The organism is Burkholderia sp. RF7-non_BP4 (genome assembly GCF_001521935.1).
GTDB classification, from domain to species: Bacteria; Pseudomonadota; Gammaproteobacteria; order Burkholderiales; family Burkholderiaceae; genus Burkholderia; species Burkholderia diffusa.
The window spans coordinates 167,447-186,680 of record NZ_LOTA01000035.1 but is presented as its reverse complement, the minus strand read 5'-3'; the positions used below and the strand labels follow the sequence as shown (position 1 = coordinate 186,680).

Here is a 19,234-nt window from a genome sequence, read left to right as displayed (position 1 = left end):
GCGAAGAACGGCGTGCCGGCAACAATGCTAAGTGCTGCTTTGGAAAGAATATCCCCCATGCATAAACCCCAGCCCGCTAACGCGATCAGACCTCGAATCCTGGTGGTTGGCGACATCATGCTTGACCGCTACGTCATTGGTGGCGTCTCTCGCATTTCTCCTGAGGCACCGGTTCCGGTTCTGGCTGTCGGTCGCGAAGAGAATCGGCCAGGCGGTGCTGCGAACGTTGCGGCCAACGTCAGTGCCATGGGAGGGGACGCAACATTGCTGGCGGTGGTCGGCCACGACAGCGCGTCAATCGAGCTTCAGAAGTGCTTGCAGGGGTACGGCGTACGGACGATGTTCGTGTCCGACCCAGAGGGCGGCACGACGCAAAAGACCCGCTTGATGGCGGGTGCGCAACAGATCGCGCGCGTCGATCGCGACGTGCGGCCGACGGTGCGGACTCAGGCGCTACTACTCGAAGAGTTCAGGCGAGTCGCGTCCGATCATGACCTGGTCGTGTTTTCCGACTATGCGAAGGGTACGCTGGACCACCTGCCGGAATTTCTCGCGGTGGCAGCGGCTTTGAATGTTCCGACGCTGGTCGATCCGAAGCGGACCGATCCTGCGTTCTATCGTGGCGCAACGTTGCTCAAACCAAACAATTCCGAGTTCATCGGACTGTTCGGCGACTACGCATCCGAGGATGAACTGCTGGAGCGGGCACATCACGCATTGAATGAGCTGGGCTTGCGGCATCTCGTCGTGACCCGCGGCGCGAAGGGCATGGTCTACGTGAGCACGGACGGCCATCAGGGCAGCATCCCCACGCACGCACGTGATGTCTTCGATGTATCGGGAGCCGGGGATACCGTACTCTCGGCACTGGCACTGGCGCTGGCCCGCGGTACTCCGGTATCCGAGGCGGTGCATGTCGCCAATGTGGCAGCAGGCATCGCGGTCTCCCATTCCGGCACTTACGTGGTCTCGGCGGATGAGGTTCGCGATCAACTGTATCCGTCGCGCCAGCGTGCCCTCAAGCTGGTGGATGAGGACACCCTCTGCAAGCTGCTGCAGGCGCATCGGCAACGAGGGGAAGTCGTCGTGTTCACCAACGGCTGCTTCGACACCCTGCACCCTGGCCATATCCGCTTCCTCAACGAAGCGCGTGCGCAGGGCGACATTCTGGTCGTGGGGCTCAATTCCGATGCTTCGGTACGCGCATTGAACGGTTCCGGGCATTCAGTCCATTCCTTTGGCGATCGCGCCGAAGTGCTGGCCGGCTTGGCAGCAGTGGATTATGTGGTGGAGTTCGATGCGCCGACGCCGTTGAAACTGATTGAATCGCTTGAACCCGACGTTCTCGTGAAGGGCGGCGATTACCAAGTGCATGACATCGTGGGTAATGACGTCGTAAGCGCCCGGGGTGGGCGCGTGGCCGCACTCGCATTCCATGATGGCTACCCGACCACGCGCGTCGCTCCGAAGCTCAGCGCGGTGCGTGATCAATGACCGTGCTTGCCGTGGAAATGGAGTGGAGCCCGCGCGGGTTGTGCGAAGCCGGCATTTCGCGATGTGCAGTCCAGGGCTATGACTCCGGTCTGGGCCTGTTTCACCGGTGGCCCGGTTATTCAGATCGTCCGCAGAACGAACTGCTTCGTCACCTGACGGTGCAATGCGGACGGTTCGACGTGATGAGCCGCACGCGTCGAAGAGGCTGGTTGGAGGGCGGTTCAGTGATTGAGCGAAGCTGGAGCAAGGATCAGCGCCGCTTTACCACTCGACGTTGCCCTTTGGATGCGTCTCTTCCGTCAGCGCGCCCCGACGCGCTGTTGCGCCGGATCGTTCCGGGGTCACGACGGCCTCGTGGGCGTCGGTAGGTCAAGTAAAGTAGGACAACCATGCGAATCGTTATTGACATGCAGGGAGCGCAAACCGAGAGCCGCTTCCGTGGCATCGGACGCTATTCCCTTTCCCTGGCGCTTGCCATTGCACGCAATGCGGGACACCATGAAATCTACCTGGCCCTCAGCGGACTGTTCCCCGAGACCATCGGGCCGATTCGTCAGGCGTTTCGAGGGTTGGTGCCACAGGAGCGAATTCGCGTCTGGCAGGCGCCGGGGCCGATGCGCTGGGTCGACCCGCAAAATGCGTCGCGTCGTGCCGTCGCCGAACGGGTGCGCGAGGCGTTTCTGGAAACGCTCGATCCCGATATCGTGCTGGTTACCAGTCTGTTCGAGGGATTGGGGGACGATGCGGTCATCAGCATCGGGGCATTGGGCGACCCGCTGCCGACCGCGGTCATACTTTACGACCTGATTCCGCTGATTAACCCGGATGAGCAATACCGGACGAACCCCATTTATCGTGACTACTACGCAGACCGCATTGAAAACCTGAAGCGGGCGCGGCATCTCCTTGCGATTTCGGAGAGTGCCCGGCAGGAGGCGCTGGGTGCGTTGCCTTTTTCGCCCGAGAAAGTGACCAACGTGTCGGGCGCCTGCGACGAGATGTTTACCCGTGTCGTGCCCGATGCAGACCTCTTGGCGACCCTGAAGCAGCGCCTGGGGGTAACCAGGCCTTTCATCATGTACACGGGGGGAGCCGATGCGCGCAAGAACCTCCCGCGGCTGATCGAGGCGTTCGCCGCCTTGCCCGATACGTCGCGCAACCACCATCAGTTGCTGTTTGTCGGTCGAATGCCGCAGTCGGAAGTGAGTGCGCTTCGTGCACATGCACAACGCGTCGGTCTCCGTGCCGACGAGTTGTTGTTCAGCGACTACATCTCCGATGAAGAGCTGCTGGCATTGTTCAGCACATGCCGCCTGTTTGTCTTCCCTTCCCTGCACGAAGGATTCGGCTTGCCGCCGCTTGAAGCGATGGCATGCGGCGCCGTGGTGATCGCTGCCGATGCAGCCAGCCTTCCGGAGGTCATGGGTAGCCCCGAGGCGCTCTTCGATCCGCAGTCGGTCCCGGCCATCAGCGGCAAGATGCATCAAGCGCTGACCGACGACGGCCTGCGCGCGCGGTTGCTGGAGAACGCCAGAACACAGGCGCAGGCATTCTCGTGGGATCGCAGCGCCAAGCTCGTGTTGCGGGCCATCGCTCCCTTCGAGCGACCCCGTGAGTCACGGACGGCGCGAGCCGTGACCTTTGAGCGCACCACCCTGTTCGAGCCGAAGATCAAGAAAATCCTGCTGCTCAAACTGGATCACATGGGTGATCTGCTGCTGGCAGTGCCCGCTATCTCTCGTCTGCGCGCACGATATCCGAAGGCCAGCATCGATGTCGTGGTGGGTAGCTGGAATCAGGCGTTGGCTCAAACCCTGCCGTTTTTCGATCGAGTGCTGACGCTCGACTACTTCAAGCGCAAATCGTCGTTGCAGGCAGAGCTGTCCGATGGTTCGTTGGTCGAATTCGTGAAGCAGCTGGGTTTCTACGACCTGGCTATCGATTTGAGGCGACAGCCCGATACACGGTTCGTCCTGGCACAAGTCGAGGCGGGGCTCAAGGTCGGTTACGGCAGCCTCAATCCAGCCATCGATACCAAGCTCGACATCGCGCTGCCCACGTATCAGGACCTGCCGTTCGTGGAAACGCCGCTGAATCGCATTTCGATCAGCGAGCAGATGCTGGCTTTGGTCGATGCACTTCCGGCTCATCCGTCCGACTACGTGGCCTTGCCTCCGCTTGCGGCTCCTTTGCAACAGCATAATCGTGCGGTTGCGCTGTTTCCCTATGCCGGTGGCGATGCGAAGGAATGGCCTGTTGAGCGATTCCACGAACTGGCACGCCGGCTGGCCGCGGATGCCGCGGTGGAACACGTCAGCGTTTTCTTTGCCAGCGACAAGGAAGCCCGGCGTTTCAGCTTTGACGGCCTTGAAAAGGTGGTGATTCATGCAGGACTCAGCATCCCCGAACTGATGCAGCATCTCGCCGGTCACCAGTTGTGCGTCGCCAACAATTCCGGCGGCGCGCACATGGCGGCCTATCTGGGCGTGACAGCGCTTGGGGTCTATGGTGGCCTGGAAACCGCGCACGAATGGGCACCGGTATTCGGCAACAGCTATGTCTTGCATAATGAGGCCGCATGCTCGCCCTGCCACATTCCTTCGCGACGCGATTGTCCGCACAACTTCTTCTGTCTCGACGACATCACGGTGGACGAGGTGTATGCCCGCTGCCGGGAACTGCTTGCCCAGAACGGCGCGACGCCTCCGGCGACACAGTCGCGTCCGAGCATCAAGTCGACGCGCAAGAAGCTGTTCCAGGCAATCGCACCTCTGGTGCGTCAATGCAGCGAAGATGAACTGAGTCAAGTTGCGCAGGGCATAGCGTTCAGCTTGCCCACGCGAACGCGCCGTGCGCTGTTCGTCGACGTATCGGAGCTGGTCAGCCATGACGCACGGACCGGAATTCAACGGGTCGTACGGAGTATTCTGAGCGAACTGCTCAAGGACCCACCGAAGGATTTCGAGGTGTGGCCTGTCTACGCGACGCATGACCGAACGGGTTACTTTTACGCGAAACGCTTGCGGTCGCGCTTCATGGGGCAGGGTGACCCTGGCACGGTGCAGGAAGATCCCATCGATTTCCAGGCGGGCGACATCTTTTTGGGGCTGGATCTAAACCCGTACGGTACCGGCGTTCAGGAAGCGTTTCTCGATGAAATGTCGCGTCAGGGCGTTCGCATCCAGTTTGTGGTGTACGACCTGTTGTGCGTGCAGATGCCCAGCTACTTCGCGCCGGGGAGCGAGAAACTGTTCGGGGAATGGCTGAATACGATTTCCCGTTATGACGGTGTCGTGTGCGGCTCCCGGACAGTGGCGGATGAATTCAAACAGTGGCTGCAGGAGCATCAGCCTCAGCGCCAGGGCGCGCTTGAGGTGGGCTGGTTCCATTACGGCGCGGATGTGCAGAATTCTCACCCGAGCACCGGCATGCCGAGCGACGCGCCCCGTATACTCGAGGCACTGCGCGCGGCTCCCAGCTTTTTGATGGTGGGGACGGTCGAGCCGCGTAAAGGGCATGCCCAGGCATTGGCGGCTTTCGAGCAGCTCTGGCAGGAAGGTACGGCGGTCAATCTCGTGATCGTCGGCAAAGCCGGGTGGCTGGTCGAAAAGCTGGTTGCGCGTCTGCGAGCGCATCCCGAGCTCGGAAAACGACTATTCTGGCTGGAGAGCATCAGCGATGAATACCTGGAGCAGGTCTACGGCGCATGTTGCTGTTTGCTCGCGGCTTCGGAGGGAGAAGGCTTCGGGTTGCCGCTGATCGAGGCGGGTCGCAAGCATCTGCCCATATTGGCTCGAGATTTACCGGTGTTCCGCGAGGTAGCGCAGGACCACGCGCATTACTTCCATGGCACCAGCGGCGAAGCATTGGCGCAAGCCGTGGCGCACTGGCTCACGCTGTATCGGCAAGGCGCACAACCGAAGTCCGAGGGGATGCCCACGCTGACGTGGCAAGCTTCAGTCCAGCAATTGCTGGACAGCGTATTACCGACGCGCCAGGTCATCAAACCCGTTATCCGCATGGAAGTTTCGGCGGAGACCGAGTGAGATTGCCGTCAATCATCCGATAAAGATTTTGCAAGAGAACTTAAGATGAATTCTCAAACTATGAAAGTTTCCATCATTACCGGCATCACTGGCCAAGACGGTGCCTATCTCGCCCAGCTCCTGCTCGAGAAGGGCTATCAGGTATATGGCACCTATCGCCGCACCAGCTCGGTGAACTTCTGGCGTATCGAAGAGCTTGGCATCGCCAAGCACCCGAACCTGCATCTCATCGAATACGACCTGACAGACCTGTCGGCGAGCATTCGCCTGCTGCAGACGACCGGCGCCACGGAGGTCTACAACCTCGCCGCGCAAAGTTTTGTCGGCGTGTCCTTCGACCAGCCGGTCACCACAGCGGAAATCACCGGCATCGGTCCGCTGAACCTGCTCGAGGCGATCCGCATCGTCAATCCGAAGATCCGCTTCTACCAGGCGAGCACGTCCGAAATGTTCGGCAAGGTGCAGGCAATTCCCCAGATCGAATCGACGCCGTTCTATCCGCGCAGCCCGTATGGCGTTGCCAAGCTGTATGCGCACTGGATTACGGTGAACTACCGCGAAAGCTACGATATCTTCGGCTGCAGCGGGATCCTGTTCAATCACGAATCCCCGCTGCGCGGCCGCGAGTTCGTCACGCGCAAGATCACGGACTCCGTCGCGAAGATCAAGCTGGGTCAGCTCGATGTGCTCGAACTGGGCAACATGGACGCGAAGCGCGATTGGGGTTTCGCGAAGGAATACGTGGAAGGGATGTGGCGCATGCTGCAGGTCGATGAGCCGGACACGTACGTGCTCGCCACGAATCGCACGGAAACCGTCCGCGATTTCGTCCGCATGGCGTTCAAGGCGACCGGTGTCGACCTCGAGTTCAAGGGCAGCGACGTGGATGAAGTCGGTGTCGACGTCGCGACCGGCAAGACGGTGGTGCGCGTCAATCCGAAGTTCCATCGCCCGGCCGAAGTCGACCTGCTGATCGGCAACCCGGAGAAGGCGAAGCAGAAACTGGGCTGGGAGCCGACGACGACGCTCGAGCAGCTGTGCGCAATGATGGTCGAAGCGGATTTGCGTCGCAATGAACTCGGCTTCTCGTTCTGACGCGCCGCGGGCTCTGGTGACAGGGCTCGGCGGCTTTACCGGCGACTTTCTGGCGCAGTCGTTGCGGGCGGCCGGCTATCGCGTGTTCGGTACGACGCACGGTTCCGAAGTGACGGGGCCCGATATGTATCGAGTGGACCTGTGCGACCGCGCGGCGCTCGCACAGGTCGTCGCCGACGTCCGGCCGGACGTGGTCGCGCATCTTGCCGCGATTGCGTTCGTCGCGCACGGTGACGCCGATTCGATATATCGCACCAACGTGGTCGGCACGCGCAACCTGCTCGACGCGCTCGCGAATCTGGATAGTCGTCCGAAGGCGGTTCTGCTGGCAAGCAGTGCCAACATCTACGGCAACGCAGCGGTTGAAGTCATCGACGAGTCGGTCGAGCCCAACCCGGCGAACGACTACGCGGTGAGCAAGCTGGCGATGGAGTACATGGCGCGCCTGTGGTGCGACAAGCTGCCAATCGTTGTCGCGCGTCCGTTCAACTATACGGGCGTCGGTCAGTCGTCGCAGTTCCTGCTGCCGAAGATCGTCAGTCATTTCCAGCGTGGCGAACGCGTGATCGAACTCGGCAATATCGACGTCGAGCGCGATTTTTCCGACGTGCGTCGCGTCGTGGATGCCTATCGGCGCCTGCTGCAACTCGCACCGGCCGGTGGGGTATTCAACGTGTGCTCCGGCCGTGCGGTGTCGCTGAAGGCCGTGATCGCGATGATGGAGCAGATTGCCGGTTACACGATCGAAGTGCGCGTCAATCCGGCATTCGTGCGCGCGAATGAAGTGCGCCGGTTGCAGGGCGACGGTACGCGGCTGCAGGCGGCCGTTGGTCCGCTCGAGGACATTCCGTTGGAAAGTACGCTGCGCTGGATGTTTGGCGGAGGGCGTGGGTGAAGGTCGGTTTCGGCACGACGGCCCTCGCGCGAAGCCGCGCTCACGGCGGCGTCGACGGCATTGGTTCGTATACGCGTGAATTGGGACAGGCGCTGATCGCGCGCGGCGGGATCGGCCTGGTTCCGGCCGGTTTTGGCGCGACCGTTGGCGACGACGTATTTCCGGGCGCCAGGCCGCCGGTGAATCTCGGTCGGCATGAAGTCGCGACGGTGCTGGGCGCCGTGACGCCGTGGGCCTCCATCGACGAGAAGGCGCTGCGCGCGGAACGCGTGGACGTGTTTCATGCGACGGATCACCTGATTCCGAAGCTGTCCTCGACGCCGGTCATCGCGACGTTGATGGATGCGATTCCGCTGTCGCATCCGGAGTGGACGACGATCCGGTTGGCGGCGCTGCGTCGTTGGCTGCTGCGTCGGTCGGGTGCATGGGCCGATCATGTGATCACGATCTCCGACTACTCCAAGCAGGAAATCGTCGAGCATTTCGGCATCGCGCCGGAGCGGATTTCGGTGGTGCCGCTGGGTGTCCATCCTCGCTTCTTCGAACGGATCGATCAGGCCGAGCGTGAGGCGGTATTGACGCGTCTCGGCTTGCCGGCGCAGTTCTTCCTGTGCGTCGGAACCCTGCAGCCGCGGAAGAATCTCGAGCGTGTGGTTGACGCCCATGCGAGCTTGCCGGCCGGCTTGCGCCGCGATATCCCGCTGGTGATCGTCGGCCGGGCAGGGTGGGGCTGCGAGCAACTCGTTGCGCGCTTGCGCGCGAACGAGAGCGGTTGCGTTCGCTGGCTCGAGTATCTGCCTGACCATGACGTGCGCGCGCTGCTTCAGTCGGCAACTGCGCTTGTGTTCGCGTCGCTGTGCGAGGGTTTTGGACTGCCCGTCGTGGAAGCTTTTGCGTCGGGGCTGCCGGTCGTGGCTTCCAGCACGACGTCCGTTCCGGAAGTCGCGGGCGACGCGGCTATCCTGGTCGATCCTTTCCGTACTGGCGATATTGCCGACGGCATGAGAATGATCGTCGAGCAGCCCGGCCGGGCCGACATGCTTCGCGCGGCCGGGCTGACCCGGGCGCGAGCGCTGAACTGGCCGGCCTGCGCGGAGAAGACGCTGGCCGTCTATGAAGCCGTCCTGGGCGGAACACGTCGTCAATGAATCAATTCGCTTCGAGGAGCACCGCGTGAAGTTGGGGGTGGACATCACCTGGATGGTGGGCAACTACCGCGGCATGGGGCGCTTCGCCCGTCAACTGGTGGCGCCGATCGGCGAGTCGGTGCTGGGCTTCGCGCCAAGCGGGGTGAGCACCGACGACTGGCCGTGCGTCAGCGAAGGGCGTGGTTTCTTCCCGTGGTGGGAGCAGGTCGAGTTGCCGCGATTGTGCCGCGAGCACAAGCCGGACTATCTGCTGTGCCCATACAACACCGGGCCGCTGCGCGCCACGGGCAACACGCCGCTGATAGCGGTCATCTACGATCTGATCTACATGCAGCCGTGGAGCGTGCTGCCGCCGGCGCGGTCGCTATATCAGACCGCCGGGCGCGTGTACCGTCGGCATGTGGTGCCGCGGCTGGCGCGCCGGGCCGACATCGTGCTGACCATCTCGCGTTTTACGCAGCGGGAGCTGGTCGAGACGCTCGGGCTGAACGAGGCGGACGTGCGCGTCATCCCTTGCATGATTTCGGACGACTGGTTCGATGCGCCGGTGAGTGCGGCGGCGCGCCGGCCGTATCTGTTCACGGTCGCGGGCGAGGTGCCGAGCAAGAACGTCGAGCGCCTCCTGCAAGCGTTCGCGGTCGCGCGCCCGTCGCTCGGCGATGACGCCACGCTGAGGATCGCCGGGATCAAGTCTGAACATCACGCGCATTTTCTCGGCAGGGCTGCGGCGCTCGGGCTTGCGGGTTCGGTCGAGTTGCTCGGCTACATTTCGCGGGACGAACTGCGCGAGCAGTACCGGCACGCGCGCGCGTTCATCTTTGCTTCGCTGTTCGAAGGGTTTGGCATTCCGCTGCTGGAGGCGATGGCGTCGGGTACCCCCGTTGCGTGCAGCAATACGACGTCGATGCCCGAGGTGGTCGGCGACTGTGGTCTGCAGTTCGATCCTTTTTCGGTGGACGACATGGCGGAGCAGATTCGCAGGGTATGGACCGACGGCGCACGCTTCGACGTCGCGATTGGCGACGGTGTGGCCCGCGCACGGTCCTTCTCGGAGTCTGCCGTGCGTCCGTTGATTCAGGACTTCTGGGCGCATCTGCCATGAACCAGGACAAGAAGAAGCTGCTGGTGCTGACGCCGCGGTTTCCGTATCCGGTGATCGGCGGCGACAAGCTGCGGATCTACCATCTTTGCCGTGTGCTGTCCCGTCATTACTCGCTGACGCTGCTGAGCATGTGCGAGACCGACGAGGAGATGCACGCCGCGTTGCCGGACGATGGCGTATTCGACCGGGTCGAACGGGTCTATCTGTCCCGCCGGCGATCGTACCTGAATACACTGCTTGCATTGCCCACGCGCACGCCGCTACAGGTCGCGTACTACCGGAGCCGCGCGTTTGCTGCGGCGGTGGCGCGATTGCTGCCGTCACACGACGGTGCCTTCGTGCATCTCGTGCGTTGTGCCGAGTATGTGCGCAAGTCGGACAAGCCGCGCATCCTGGAAATGACCGATGCGATTTCGCTCAACTACAGCCGGGTGAAGCAGCTGAAGAACGCGCGCGGACTGAAGTCGCGCGTATTCGGTATCGAGGCGAAGCGCTTGCTCGACTACGAGCGCACGATCGTCGACGATTTCGACCTGTCGGTGCTGGTGTCCCGGACCGATCGCGATTACCTGTTTCCGGGTGAGTCGGGCAAGAAAGTGATGGTGTGCTCGAACGGTGTGGACCTGTCGAGCCTGCCGTACTCGCCGCGCAGCATGGCGAGCAGGATCCTGATTTTCATCGGAGACATGCGCACGGTCCAGAACCAGGACATGTGCCACTATTTCGCGGAGGCCGTGCTGCCGTTGCTGCGCGAGCATGCCGACTATCGCTTCCGGATCGTCGGGTCCATCGCACCCACGCTGGCAGAACGATTTCGCGCGTATGACGGCGTCGACGTGACCGGCCGGGTCGAGTCGGTTGTGCAGGCCGCATCCGACGGCGCGATCGGCGTCTGCCCGATGCGCATCGGAGCAGGTGTGCAGAACAAGATTCTCGAATACATGGCGCTCGGGCTGCCTGTGGTCACCACATCGCTGGGCCACGAGGGTTTGGGTGCGGAACGCGGCCGCGATCTGCTGATTGCGGATACGCCGGAGGAATTCGTCGATCGCATCGAGCAACTGGTTGCTGACGAGTCCGCTGCGATCGAGATGACGGCGCGAGCGCGAGCCTTCGTCGAGCACGAGCACGGGTGGGAGCGGATGCTCGCGCCGCTCGTCGACGAGGTCGGTACGCTGCTGGCCTGAGCGGCGGCGTCTCCAGCACTCGTAGACTCAGTGGTCGCGAGTGCGGGGCGCGCGGCTTGGTTGCTGCCGATCGGTAAGGTTACAATGTCCGCGCATCGATGCGGCACCATCGGCACGCGTGGCCAATGACCTTCGGTCGGGCTTGCGCGTTGGCGACGCCGCCGTCGTGCAACCCGACGAGCCGCGCCGCGTCACGCGGCGCTTTCATCCGCTTCGGAACCCGAACATCATCTTGTCTTTCCATCTGGTTGCATCTGGCCGCGCACGTCTTGATGCGCTGCCGAATGCTTGTCGCGCGGCGCCGATTGAAAACAGTGCCGGCGATCGACATGCTTTCCGTTTTCGAGATCCCGACGTGTTCGTGTCTGCCTCCCTTTCCGTTCTCGAGTGCCGGTCCAGTGTGCGTCGGCCCGCGCTGTCCGTCGGCGCGGCAGGCGGGCTCACCCCGCCTCGCCAAGTCGTCAGCCGACAAAGCCGGAGGGTGCGATGACCCATCTCGTCGTCACCGGCGCCAACGGCTTCGTCGGCAGAGCGCTTTGCCGCCGCGCGTTACAGGCCGGTTATACCGTTACCGCACTGGTGCGGCGACCGGGCGGCTGCATCGACGGCGTGCGTGAATGGGTGCACGGCATCGCCGATTTCGATCGCCTGGATGAGGCGTGGCCGGCCGATCTTGCTGGCGATTGCGTGATTCATCTTGCTGCCCGTGTGCACGTGATGCGCGACGAGTCGCCCGATCCCGACGCTGCGTTCGATGCCACCAATGTCGTCGGAACCATGCGTCTCGCCGAGGCGGCGCGCAATCACGGCGTACGCCGCATCGTGTTCGCGAGCAGCATCAAGGCGGCCGGCGAAGGCGATGACGGTGTGCCGCTTTCGGAAGTATCCGAACCCGATCCGCAGGATGCATACGGTCGCTCGAAGCTGCGTGCGGAGCGACAGCTCGCGCAGTTCGGCGCGTCGGCGGGGCTCGACGTCGTCGTCGTTCGTCCGCCGCTCGTGTACGGCCCCGCGGTCCGCGCCAACTTCCTGAGGATGATGGATGCAGTCGCGCGAGGAATACCGTTGCCGCTCGGCGCGGTTTCGGCGCGCCGCAGCGTCGTCTACGTTGAAAACCTCGCGGATGCGCTGCTGCATTGTGCAATCGACCCCCGTGCGGCAGGCGAATGCTTTCATGTCGCTGACGACGAAGCGCCGTCGGTCGCAGGTCTGCTGCGTCTCGTAGGCGACACGCTGGGCAAGCCGGCACGGCTGATCGCGGTGCCGCCGATGCTGCTGCGTACGATCGGGACGTTGACAGGCCGCCGTGCGGTCGTCGACCGCCTGACCGGCAGCCTGCAGCTCGACACTGGCCGGATCACGCGCGTGCTCGGCTGGCATCCGCCCTATACCACCCGCCAGGGCCTCGAAGCGACCGCCGCATGGTATCGTTCGCGCGATACACAACAATAGTCGACATGCATCTCCCGATCTCCACATGGCCTTCCGCGGTCGTGGTGGCGCTGGCCGCCGCCATTGCATCGACGGCCATCCTGCGCATGCTGCTGGCGACCGGCCTCGCCTGGCGCCTCGCTACCGATATTCCGAACGATCGTTCGCTGCATACGCTGCCGACGCCGCGCGTCGGCGGGTGGGGTATCGTCCCGGTCTGCGTTGTCGCGCTGCTGGCGCTTGCGCCGGCGTTGTGGCTGATTGCCGCCGCCGCCGCGGGGCTGGCCGCGATGTCGCAGATCGACGACCGGCGCGGGTTGCCGGCCCGTGTGCGGTTCTCCGCTCACCTCGCGGCAGTGGTTGCGCTGATCGTCGTCTATCCGGCCGATGCGCCATGGTGGCTGCTCGTCGGTGTCGGCTTCGTGATGGTCTGGCTGACGAACCTGTACAACTTCATGGACGGTGCCGACGGCCTCGCGGGCGGCATGGCGCTGTTCGGCTTCGGTGCTTATGCGATCGCGGCACTGACCGCTGCGAGTCCGTTGCCCGATCTCGCCATGGCCGGCGCGGCCGTGGCCGGTGCGGCGTTTGGCTTCCTGTTGCTCAACTTTCATCCGGCCCGCCTGTTTCTCGGCGACGCTGGCTCGATTCCGCTGGGATTCATGGCGGGTGCGGTCGGCTACTGGGGATGGCGCGCCGATGCCTGGCCGATCTGGTTTCCTGCGCTTGTGTTCGCGCCCTTTATTGCTGACGCATCTGTAACACTTTTGCGACGTTTGTTACGCGGCGAAAAGTTCTGGCAAGCGCACCGGGAGCACTATTATCAAAGGATGGTCCGCTCGGGGGTAGGTCACCGACGGACCGCGCTTTATTGGTACCTCATCATGCTCGGCGGCATTCTCGTCGCCGTATGGGCAAAGGGCCGCCCTGAACAGCAGCAATGGCTGTCGTTTTTCGCATGGTATGGCGTTCTCGCATGTATCGGATTGGTGATCGACGTGCGCTGGCGCCGGTTTCAGTCGACCACCGAAAACAACTCTTGAGGTTTCCTGCCGATGTTGCGATCCAAAGCATCGTGGCTGTCGCTGAGTGCTTTCCTGTTCGACCTGACGGCGGTTGTCGCGTCGTGGTTGTTCGCCTATCTCGTTCGTTTCAACGGTAGCGTTCCTTCCGATTTCCTGAGCGGCGCGATGACCGCGCTCGTCTGGACGCTGCCGGTCTACGCGCTGATGTTCCATGTGTTCGGGCTTTACCGCGGGCTGTGGGTGTTCGCAAGTCTCCCCGACCTGATGCGAATCTCCAAGGCCGTTGCCGGCGGCGGCGTGATCGTGATGATCGGGGCCGTGATGTTCCAGCCGTCGCCGATCATCCCGCGTTCGGTGCTGCTCGTATCGCCGCTGATGCTGTTCCTGTTAATGGGCGGCGCTCGTGCGCTCTACCGGGCGACGAAGGAGTTCTACCTGTACGGCGGCCTGGTCGGACAGGGCAAGCCCGTGCTGGTTCTCGGTGCCGGCACGGCCGGCGCGAGCCTCGCGCGCGAATTGTCGCGCTCGGGCGAATGGCGCCTCGTTGGCCTGCTCGACGACGACGTCACGAAGCATGGGCGCGAGATCTACGGCTACAAGGTGCTCGGCTCGTTCAACGACCTGAAGCACTGGACCGACGCGATGAAGGTCGAATACGCGATCATCGCGATTCCGTCTGCGTCCGTCGAAACGCAGCGCCGCGTCGCGACGCTATGCGTGCGCGCAGGCGTGAAGGCGATGGTGCTGCCGTCGCTGACCGCGTTGATGCCGGGGCAGGGCTTCCTGTCGCAGGTGCGCAATATCGACCTCGAGGACTTGCTCGGCCGAGATGCCGTGACGATCGACACGCCGCACGTCGAAGCGCTGCTGCGTGGCCGCGTCGTGATGGTGACGGGCGCGGGCGGTTCGATCGGCTCCGAGCTGTGCCGGCAAATCCTCCGTTTTGCGCCGGCACAGCTCGTCGCATTCGATTTGTCCGAATACGCGATGTACCGGCTCGCCGAGGAGTTGCGGGAGCGCTTCCCCGACCAGCCCGTCCTGCCGATCATCGGCGACGCGAAGGATTCGCTGCTGCTCGACCAGGTGATGTCGCGTTATGCGCCGCACATCGTGTTCCATGCGGCCGCATACAAGCACGTGCCGCTGATGGAAGAACACAATGCGTGGCAGGCGCTGCGCAACAACGTGCTCGGCACGTATCGTGTCGCGCGCGCGGCGATTCGCCACGGCGTCCGTCATTTCGTGCTGATTTCGACCGACAAGGCCGTCAATCCGACCAACGTCATGGGGGCGAGCAAGCGTCTTGCCGAGATGGCGTGCCAGGCTCTGCAGCAGACAAGCGGCGGTACGCAGTTCGAGACCGTGCGGTTCGGCAACGTTCTTGGCAGTGCAGGCAGCGTGATTCCGAAGTTCCAGCAGCAGATCGCGAAAGGCGGGCCGGTGACGGTGACGCACCCGGAGATCACGCGCTTCTTCATGACGATTCCGGAGGCGTCGCAACTCGTGCTGCAGGCGTCGAGCATGGGCCATGGCGGCGAGATCTTCATTCTCGACATGGGCGAGCCGGTCAAGATCGTCGATCTCGCACGCGACCTGATTCGTCTCTACGGCTTCTCGGAGGGGCAGATCCGGATCGAGTTCACGGGGTTGCGGCCGGGCGAAAAGCTGTACGAGGAACTGCTCGCGGACGATGAGACGACGACCCGCACGCCGCATCCCAAGCTGCGGATCGCACGTGCGCGCGAAGTGCCGGATCACTTGCTCGACGAATTACTGCCGTGGCTGATGCAGAATCGCGTGCTCAGCGACGATGAAGTCCGGCGCGATCTGCGACGTTGGGTGCCGGAATACCAGTCGACGGCTGCGCCTGTGCTGCAGAGTGTGCCGGACGCGCGGGCGGTGTCGAACGAGTGAGATCAGTGCCGCGTGCGTGTGTCGGACATGCCGAGAAAAAGAGCGCCCTTGAGGCGCTTTTTTTTTGTTCTGCCGACCTGGCCGCGGGGCGGGATCGACCGATGCATTTGCGCGGCGTCAGCGTCCCCATCCGGCTGCGGACCAGCCCATCCTGGTCTACCTGCGGCCACCGGTTGCATTCATTTGACTACCGGCCGATTCCTTCCTATGTTTTCCTCAAGGTAGCCGTCCGATTGCCGTAAAGAACAAAGGTGAAAAGCCAAATACGAGATCAACGGTCCATACCAATCCGATGAAAGCGGAACATATTGCAAGGGGAATGAGCGCGGCACTCATGGTGTTCGCGCTCGCGGGGTGTGGCGGCGACGAGAGTCCGACGACGTCGACCGTCACCGCCACTGCGCAGGTCGGCAAATTGTCGGCGCTGCGCGCCACCGGTAACGTGGTGAGTGCAGCGCCGATGAGTGCGACGGCGCCGGTCCATGTTGTGCTCATACTCAAGCCGAACGACCAAGCCGCACTGCATCGCTTCGTGCAGGACGCGCGAACGCCCGGCAGCGCCAGCTTCGGCGCCGTGCTGACCTCCGCGCAGATCGCCGCGCGCTACGCGCCCACCGCCGACCAGGTCGCCACGGTGAAGGCCTATTTGGGAAGTAAGGGCTTCACGAACATCAACGTTGCCGGCAACAACATGATCGTCGAAGCCGATGCGCCGGCCGGCGTGATATCCGGCGTGTTCAAGACGACGCTGGTGCCCGTCGCGATGGCCGACGGCAGCCGCGCGCATATCAACACCGCCCCCGAGACGGTGCCGGACGCACTCGGCGGAGTCGTTCAAGCGGTTCTGGGGCTCGATACCGCGACGCGCCTGCATCCGCACTTCGTGCGCGCGTCCGTGGCCGCCCGTGCGCCAACCGCAAACACGTCGCCGACGACCAACGCAATCATGGTGGGCCACAACCCGACGCAGTTTCCGGGCATCTATTCCGTCGGCAGCGCGCCGACGGCCGGCAACACCACGGTGGGCATCATCGCGGAAGGGAACCTGACGCAACCCGTCATCGACCTGACGACGTTCGAAACCAACAACCGGTTGCCCGCCGTACCCGTTTCGGTGATCAACGCCGGCACGCCGAGCGCCGACACGAGCGCGAACGTCGAATGGTCGCTCGACAGCCAGACCATCGTCGGGATGTCCGGCGGCGTCAAGCAAATCAACTTCTATGTTGCGCCGTCCTTCGCATGGAGCGACATGGCGCTCGCGATCAATCGCGCCGTGTCGGACAACACCGCGCGGGTCGTCAACATGTCGATCGGCGGATGCGAGAACTGGGCGCCGACCGCCTCGATGGACGTGCTGTTCGAAATGGCCGTCGCACAGGGGCAGACCTTTTCGGTCAGCACGGGCGATTCGGGTAGCGTTGCATACGGCTGCAGCGGCACGTCGGTGCAATATCCGGCGAGCTCGCCCTACGTCGTGGCCGTCGGCGGCACCAGCCTCTATACGAACGGGAACGGCAGCTATGGCGGCGAGATGGCCTGGGACTCCGGCGGTGGCGGCAGCAGCGGCTTCGAGCCGATTCCGACCTGGCAGTCGAACGTGCCGCAGCTCAAGGGACGGGCGTTCCGGGGCCTGCCGGATCTCGCGTTCGACGCCGATCCCAACAGCGGCGCGCAGATCATCGTGGGCGGACAACTCGAAACGCTGGGCGGTACGAGCCTGTCCGCGCCGTTGTTTGCCGCGACCTGGGCGCGTCTCTTGTCCGGCAGCTGCGCGACGAACCCCGGCTTCGCGGCACCGACGATATACAGTGCACAAGCCACGACACCGTCGATCTTTCGCGACATCACCTACGGCAGTAACGGCGCATACAGTGCCGGTTCGGGCTGGGACTTCGTGACCGGCTGGGGCTCGCCGATCGTCACCACGCTGCAATCGTCGATATGCGCACCGACGACACCGATCTATGGCGGCACCATCGGTGAAGGGACGACACTCAAGCCGGGACAAACCGTGTACTCGGCGTCCCAAAACCATCGACTGGTCATGCAGAATGACGGCAACCTCGTGCTTTACAACGCGACCAGTGGTGCTGCGGTATGGAATTCGGGGACCAACGGAAACACCGGCGCCTATGCCGTGTTTCAGACCGACGGCAATTTCGTCATCTACGGCACGAGCGGCAAGCCTTTGTGGTTCTCGTCGACCAATGGCACCTTGTATGGCCAGAGTCTTGTCATTCAGGACGACGGCAACATGGTGATCTACCGGTTGTCGGTGCCGGTATTTGCCACGGCGACTTCCGCGATGGGCCTGGCGAGTTCCTCGAGCGGTCCCGCGGTCTGGAAGGGCGGCGTCACGCTTGGTAGCGGGCAGAGTTTTGCATCGGGCAACGGCGCAAACGTGCTCGTCATGCAGGGCGACGGGAATCTGGTGCTGCTACGCCAGGGCGTTCCGGTGTGGAATTCGGGTACCTACAATCACCCGGGGGCCTACGCGACGATGCAAACGGACGGCAACCTGGTGGTCTACAGTTCAGCGGGGGCACCGCTCTGGTATTCCAGCACCGGTGGAAATCCGGGGGCAGTTACCTACATTCAGGACGACGGTAACGTCGTGATCTATACGCAAGTGCCGGGCTGGAGCTCGAATTCCGCGGGAAGCTAGTCGACCGTTCGTCGAGCCGCCGCCATGCCGTCATGATCCTGTCGGCAACGGCGGCTCGTCCGTCATCGGGGCGCGGCACGCGTTGCCGCGCGAACCGGCAGCGTGCCGGCTGACCCGCCCCCTCAATGCCCCCGCTTCTCCTTCCTCACCACCATCCACCGCGGCGCCCTGAACCTGACGATGCTGATATACAGCCACACATAGGTCAGCGCGAACAGCACCACAAAAACGAACAGGTGCACCGTGTGCCGCCAGAACAGCGTCGCAGGAATCACGGCAACGAGGCACAGCAGCCAAAGATAAGGTGAGGTGAGCGAATTCCGCCGCGTGAGGTCGTGCGCGTGCTTCGTCCCGACGGCCCATCGCATCAGCCGCTTGTACACGAGCATGTGCAGGTGCACGCCATCCGGAATCCCCGGCGACATCCCGCGAATGAACTTCTTCCGGTAGATCGAGAAGCAGGTCTCGAAGATCGGATACATGAACAGCAGCACCGGATACCACGCCGACACTTCGCGATTGCGCATCACCAGCATGATCGCGAGCTCGGCGAGCATGAAGCCGATGAAATACGCGCCGCCGTCGCCGAGGAAGATCAGGCCGGCCGGGAAATTCCACAGAAAGAAGCCGAGCACGGCGCCCATCATGATGATCGACGCGGACATCACGACCGGGTCGTTGACGTGGAATGCGACGTAGGCGAGCGACGCGAACATCATGAAGCTGACCATCGACGCGAGACCGTTGAAGCCGTCGATGATGTTGATCGCATTGGCCAGCGCGGCGACCGCGAGCACCGTGATGAACGCCGAAATGGCCACGTAGTGGAGCAGGAAGTCGAGCGGCGGCACGCTGATGCGCGTGACCGCGATGTTCAGCAGCCAGAACGCCAGCGCGGCCGCGCCCATCGTGCACAGCAGCCGCGCGCGCGGCGACACGCGCTTGGTCAGGTCCTCGACGAGCCCGGAGAGGAACGCCGGCATCCCGCAGGCCACGATGCCGAGAATGCTGCCGGCGATCGTCGGATAGCGCCGGGTCAGGAGCAGCGCGGCAATGACGACGCCGGCGAGGATCCCGATGCCCCCGACGCGCGGCACGGGCCGCACGTGGAATTTCTGCACGCCGGCCAGATCGCTGTCGATCGAGAATTTCTCGTGCAGATGCGCATAGCGCACGATGAACAGCGTGACGAGCAGGGAGACGATGAAGCCGGACGCGAAGCTGAGCAT

13 protein-coding genes are annotated in these 19,234 nt (G+C 63.2%); 11 read left to right on the top strand and 2 right to left on the bottom strand.

Going from position 1 to position 19,234, the window contains the following annotated elements; all coding sequences use genetic code 11:
- Positions 1–57 precede the first annotated feature (57 nt).
- The 7 genes from WS49_RS16245 to WS49_RS16215 all read left to right on the top strand — a co-directional run bounded on the left by WS49_RS16245 (position 58) and on the right by WS49_RS16215 (position 10,967).
- Complete coding sequence (locus WS49_RS16245; protein WP_059530366.1) at positions 58–1,494, top strand: PfkB family carbohydrate kinase; 1,437 nt, start codon at positions 58–60, stop codon at positions 1,492–1,494.
- 389 nt (positions 1,495–1,883) lie between these two features.
- Complete coding sequence (locus WS49_RS16240) at positions 1,884–5,540, top strand: glycosyltransferase (protein ID WP_059530363.1); 3,657 nt, start codon at positions 1,884–1,886, stop codon at positions 5,538–5,540.
- Positions 5,541–5,600: 60 nt separating this feature from the next.
- The gene (gene gmd, locus WS49_RS16235; RefSeq protein WP_059530360.1) at positions 5,601–6,635 is read left to right on the top strand and encodes a GDP-mannose 4,6-dehydratase; all 1,035 of its coding nucleotides are present in this window, start codon (positions 5,601–5,603) and stop codon (positions 6,633–6,635) included.
- Positions 6,613–7,530 carry an NAD-dependent epimerase/dehydratase family protein gene (locus tag WS49_RS16230; RefSeq protein ID WP_059530357.1) on the top strand — a complete coding sequence of 306 codons (918 nt, stop codon included), beginning with the start codon at positions 6,613–6,615 and terminating at the stop codon, positions 7,528–7,530. Before gmd ends, WS49_RS16230 begins: the two co-directional genes overlap by 23 nt.
- Complete coding sequence (locus WS49_RS16225) at positions 7,527–8,678, top strand: glycosyltransferase family 4 protein (protein WP_059530354.1); 1,152 nt, start codon at positions 7,527–7,529, stop codon at positions 8,676–8,678. The genes WS49_RS16230 and WS49_RS16225 overlap by 4 nt, the downstream gene beginning before the upstream one ends.
- Entirely contained in the window at positions 8,644–9,780 is a 1,137-nt protein-coding gene (locus WS49_RS16220; protein ID WP_257127661.1) for a glycosyltransferase family 4 protein, read from the top strand. The genes WS49_RS16225 and WS49_RS16220 overlap by 35 nt, the downstream gene beginning before the upstream one ends.
- Entirely contained in the window at positions 9,777–10,967 is a 1,191-nt protein-coding gene (locus WS49_RS16215; RefSeq protein ID WP_059530348.1) for a glycosyltransferase, read from the top strand. The genes WS49_RS16220 and WS49_RS16215 overlap by 4 nt, the downstream gene beginning before the upstream one ends.
- 79 nt (positions 10,968–11,046) lie before the next feature.
- Here the strand turns inward: WS49_RS16215 and WS49_RS35040 are convergent, their stop codons facing one another.
- Entirely contained in the window at positions 11,047–11,298 is a 252-nt protein-coding gene (locus tag WS49_RS35040; RefSeq protein ID WP_156437091.1) for a hypothetical protein, read from the bottom strand.
- 155 nt (positions 11,299–11,453) lie between these two features.
- Between WS49_RS35040 and WS49_RS16210 the strand changes: the two genes are divergently transcribed.
- The 4 genes from WS49_RS16210 (at position 11,454) to WS49_RS16195 (ending at position 18,005) form a co-directional block, all read left to right on the top strand.
- Complete coding sequence (locus WS49_RS16210; protein WP_059530345.1) at positions 11,454–12,419, top strand: UDP-glucose 4-epimerase family protein; 966 nt, start codon at positions 11,454–11,456, stop codon at positions 12,417–12,419.
- Positions 12,420–12,424: 5 nt separating this feature from the next.
- On the top strand, positions 12,425–13,441 hold the full coding sequence (locus tag WS49_RS16205; protein ID WP_059530342.1) for an MraY family glycosyltransferase: 1,017 nt from the start codon (positions 12,425–12,427) through the stop codon (positions 13,439–13,441).
- 12 nt (positions 13,442–13,453) lie between these two features.
- Positions 13,454–15,337 (top strand): polysaccharide biosynthesis protein, encoded by a 1,884-nt coding sequence (locus tag WS49_RS16200; RefSeq protein WP_059530339.1) that lies wholly within the window; start codon positions 13,454–13,456, stop codon positions 15,335–15,337.
- Between the two features lie 319 nt (positions 15,338–15,656).
- Positions 15,657–18,005 (top strand): protease pro-enzyme activation domain-containing protein, encoded by a 2,349-nt coding sequence (locus WS49_RS16195; protein WP_257127663.1) that lies wholly within the window; start codon positions 15,657–15,659, stop codon positions 18,003–18,005.
- Between the two features lie 122 nt (positions 18,006–18,127).
- On the opposite strand, the gene WS49_RS16190 is transcribed toward WS49_RS16195, so the two are convergent.
- Entirely contained in the window at positions 18,128–19,234 is a 1,107-nt protein-coding gene (locus tag WS49_RS16190; protein ID WP_059530334.1) for an MraY family glycosyltransferase, read from the bottom strand.

What these genes read in the sequence shown, in the direction of transcription:
- WS49_RS16245 (WP_059530366.1), top strand. Translation starts at nt 58, where the DNA reads ATGCATAAACCCCAGCCCGCTAACGCGATCAGACCTCGAATCCTGGTG.
- WS49_RS16240 (WP_059530363.1), top strand. Translation starts at nt 1,884, where the DNA reads ATGCGAATCGTTATTGACATGCAGGGAGCGCAAACCGAGAGCCGCTTC.
- gmd (WP_059530360.1), top strand. Translation starts at nt 5,601, where the DNA reads ATGAAAGTTTCCATCATTACCGGCATCACTGGCCAAGACGGTGCCTAT.
- WS49_RS16230 (WP_059530357.1), top strand. Translation starts at nt 6,613, where the DNA reads ATGAACTCGGCTTCTCGTTCTGACGCGCCGCGGGCTCTGGTGACAGGG.
- WS49_RS16220 (WP_257127661.1), top strand. Translation starts at nt 8,644, where the DNA reads ATGAAGCCGTCCTGGGCGGAACACGTCGTCAATGAATCAATTCGCTTC.
- WS49_RS16215 (WP_059530348.1), top strand. Translation starts at nt 9,777, where the DNA reads ATGAACCAGGACAAGAAGAAGCTGCTGGTGCTGACGCCGCGGTTTCCG.
- WS49_RS35040 (WP_156437091.1), bottom strand. Translation starts at nt 11,298, where the DNA reads ATGTCGATCGCCGGCACTGTTTTCAATCGGCGCCGCGCGACAAGCATT.
- WS49_RS16210 (WP_059530345.1), top strand. Translation starts at nt 11,454, where the DNA reads ATGACCCATCTCGTCGTCACCGGCGCCAACGGCTTCGTCGGCAGAGCG.
- WS49_RS16205 (WP_059530342.1), top strand. Translation starts at nt 12,425, where the DNA reads ATGCATCTCCCGATCTCCACATGGCCTTCCGCGGTCGTGGTGGCGCTG.
- WS49_RS16200 (WP_059530339.1), top strand. Translation starts at nt 13,454, where the DNA reads ATGTTGCGATCCAAAGCATCGTGGCTGTCGCTGAGTGCTTTCCTGTTC.
- WS49_RS16195 (WP_257127663.1), top strand. Translation starts at nt 15,657, where the DNA reads ATGAGCGCGGCACTCATGGTGTTCGCGCTCGCGGGGTGTGGCGGCGAC.
- WS49_RS16190 (WP_059530334.1), bottom strand. Translation starts at nt 19,234, where the DNA reads ATGCTCAGCTTCGCGTCCGGCTTCATCGTCTCCCTGCTCGTCACGCTG.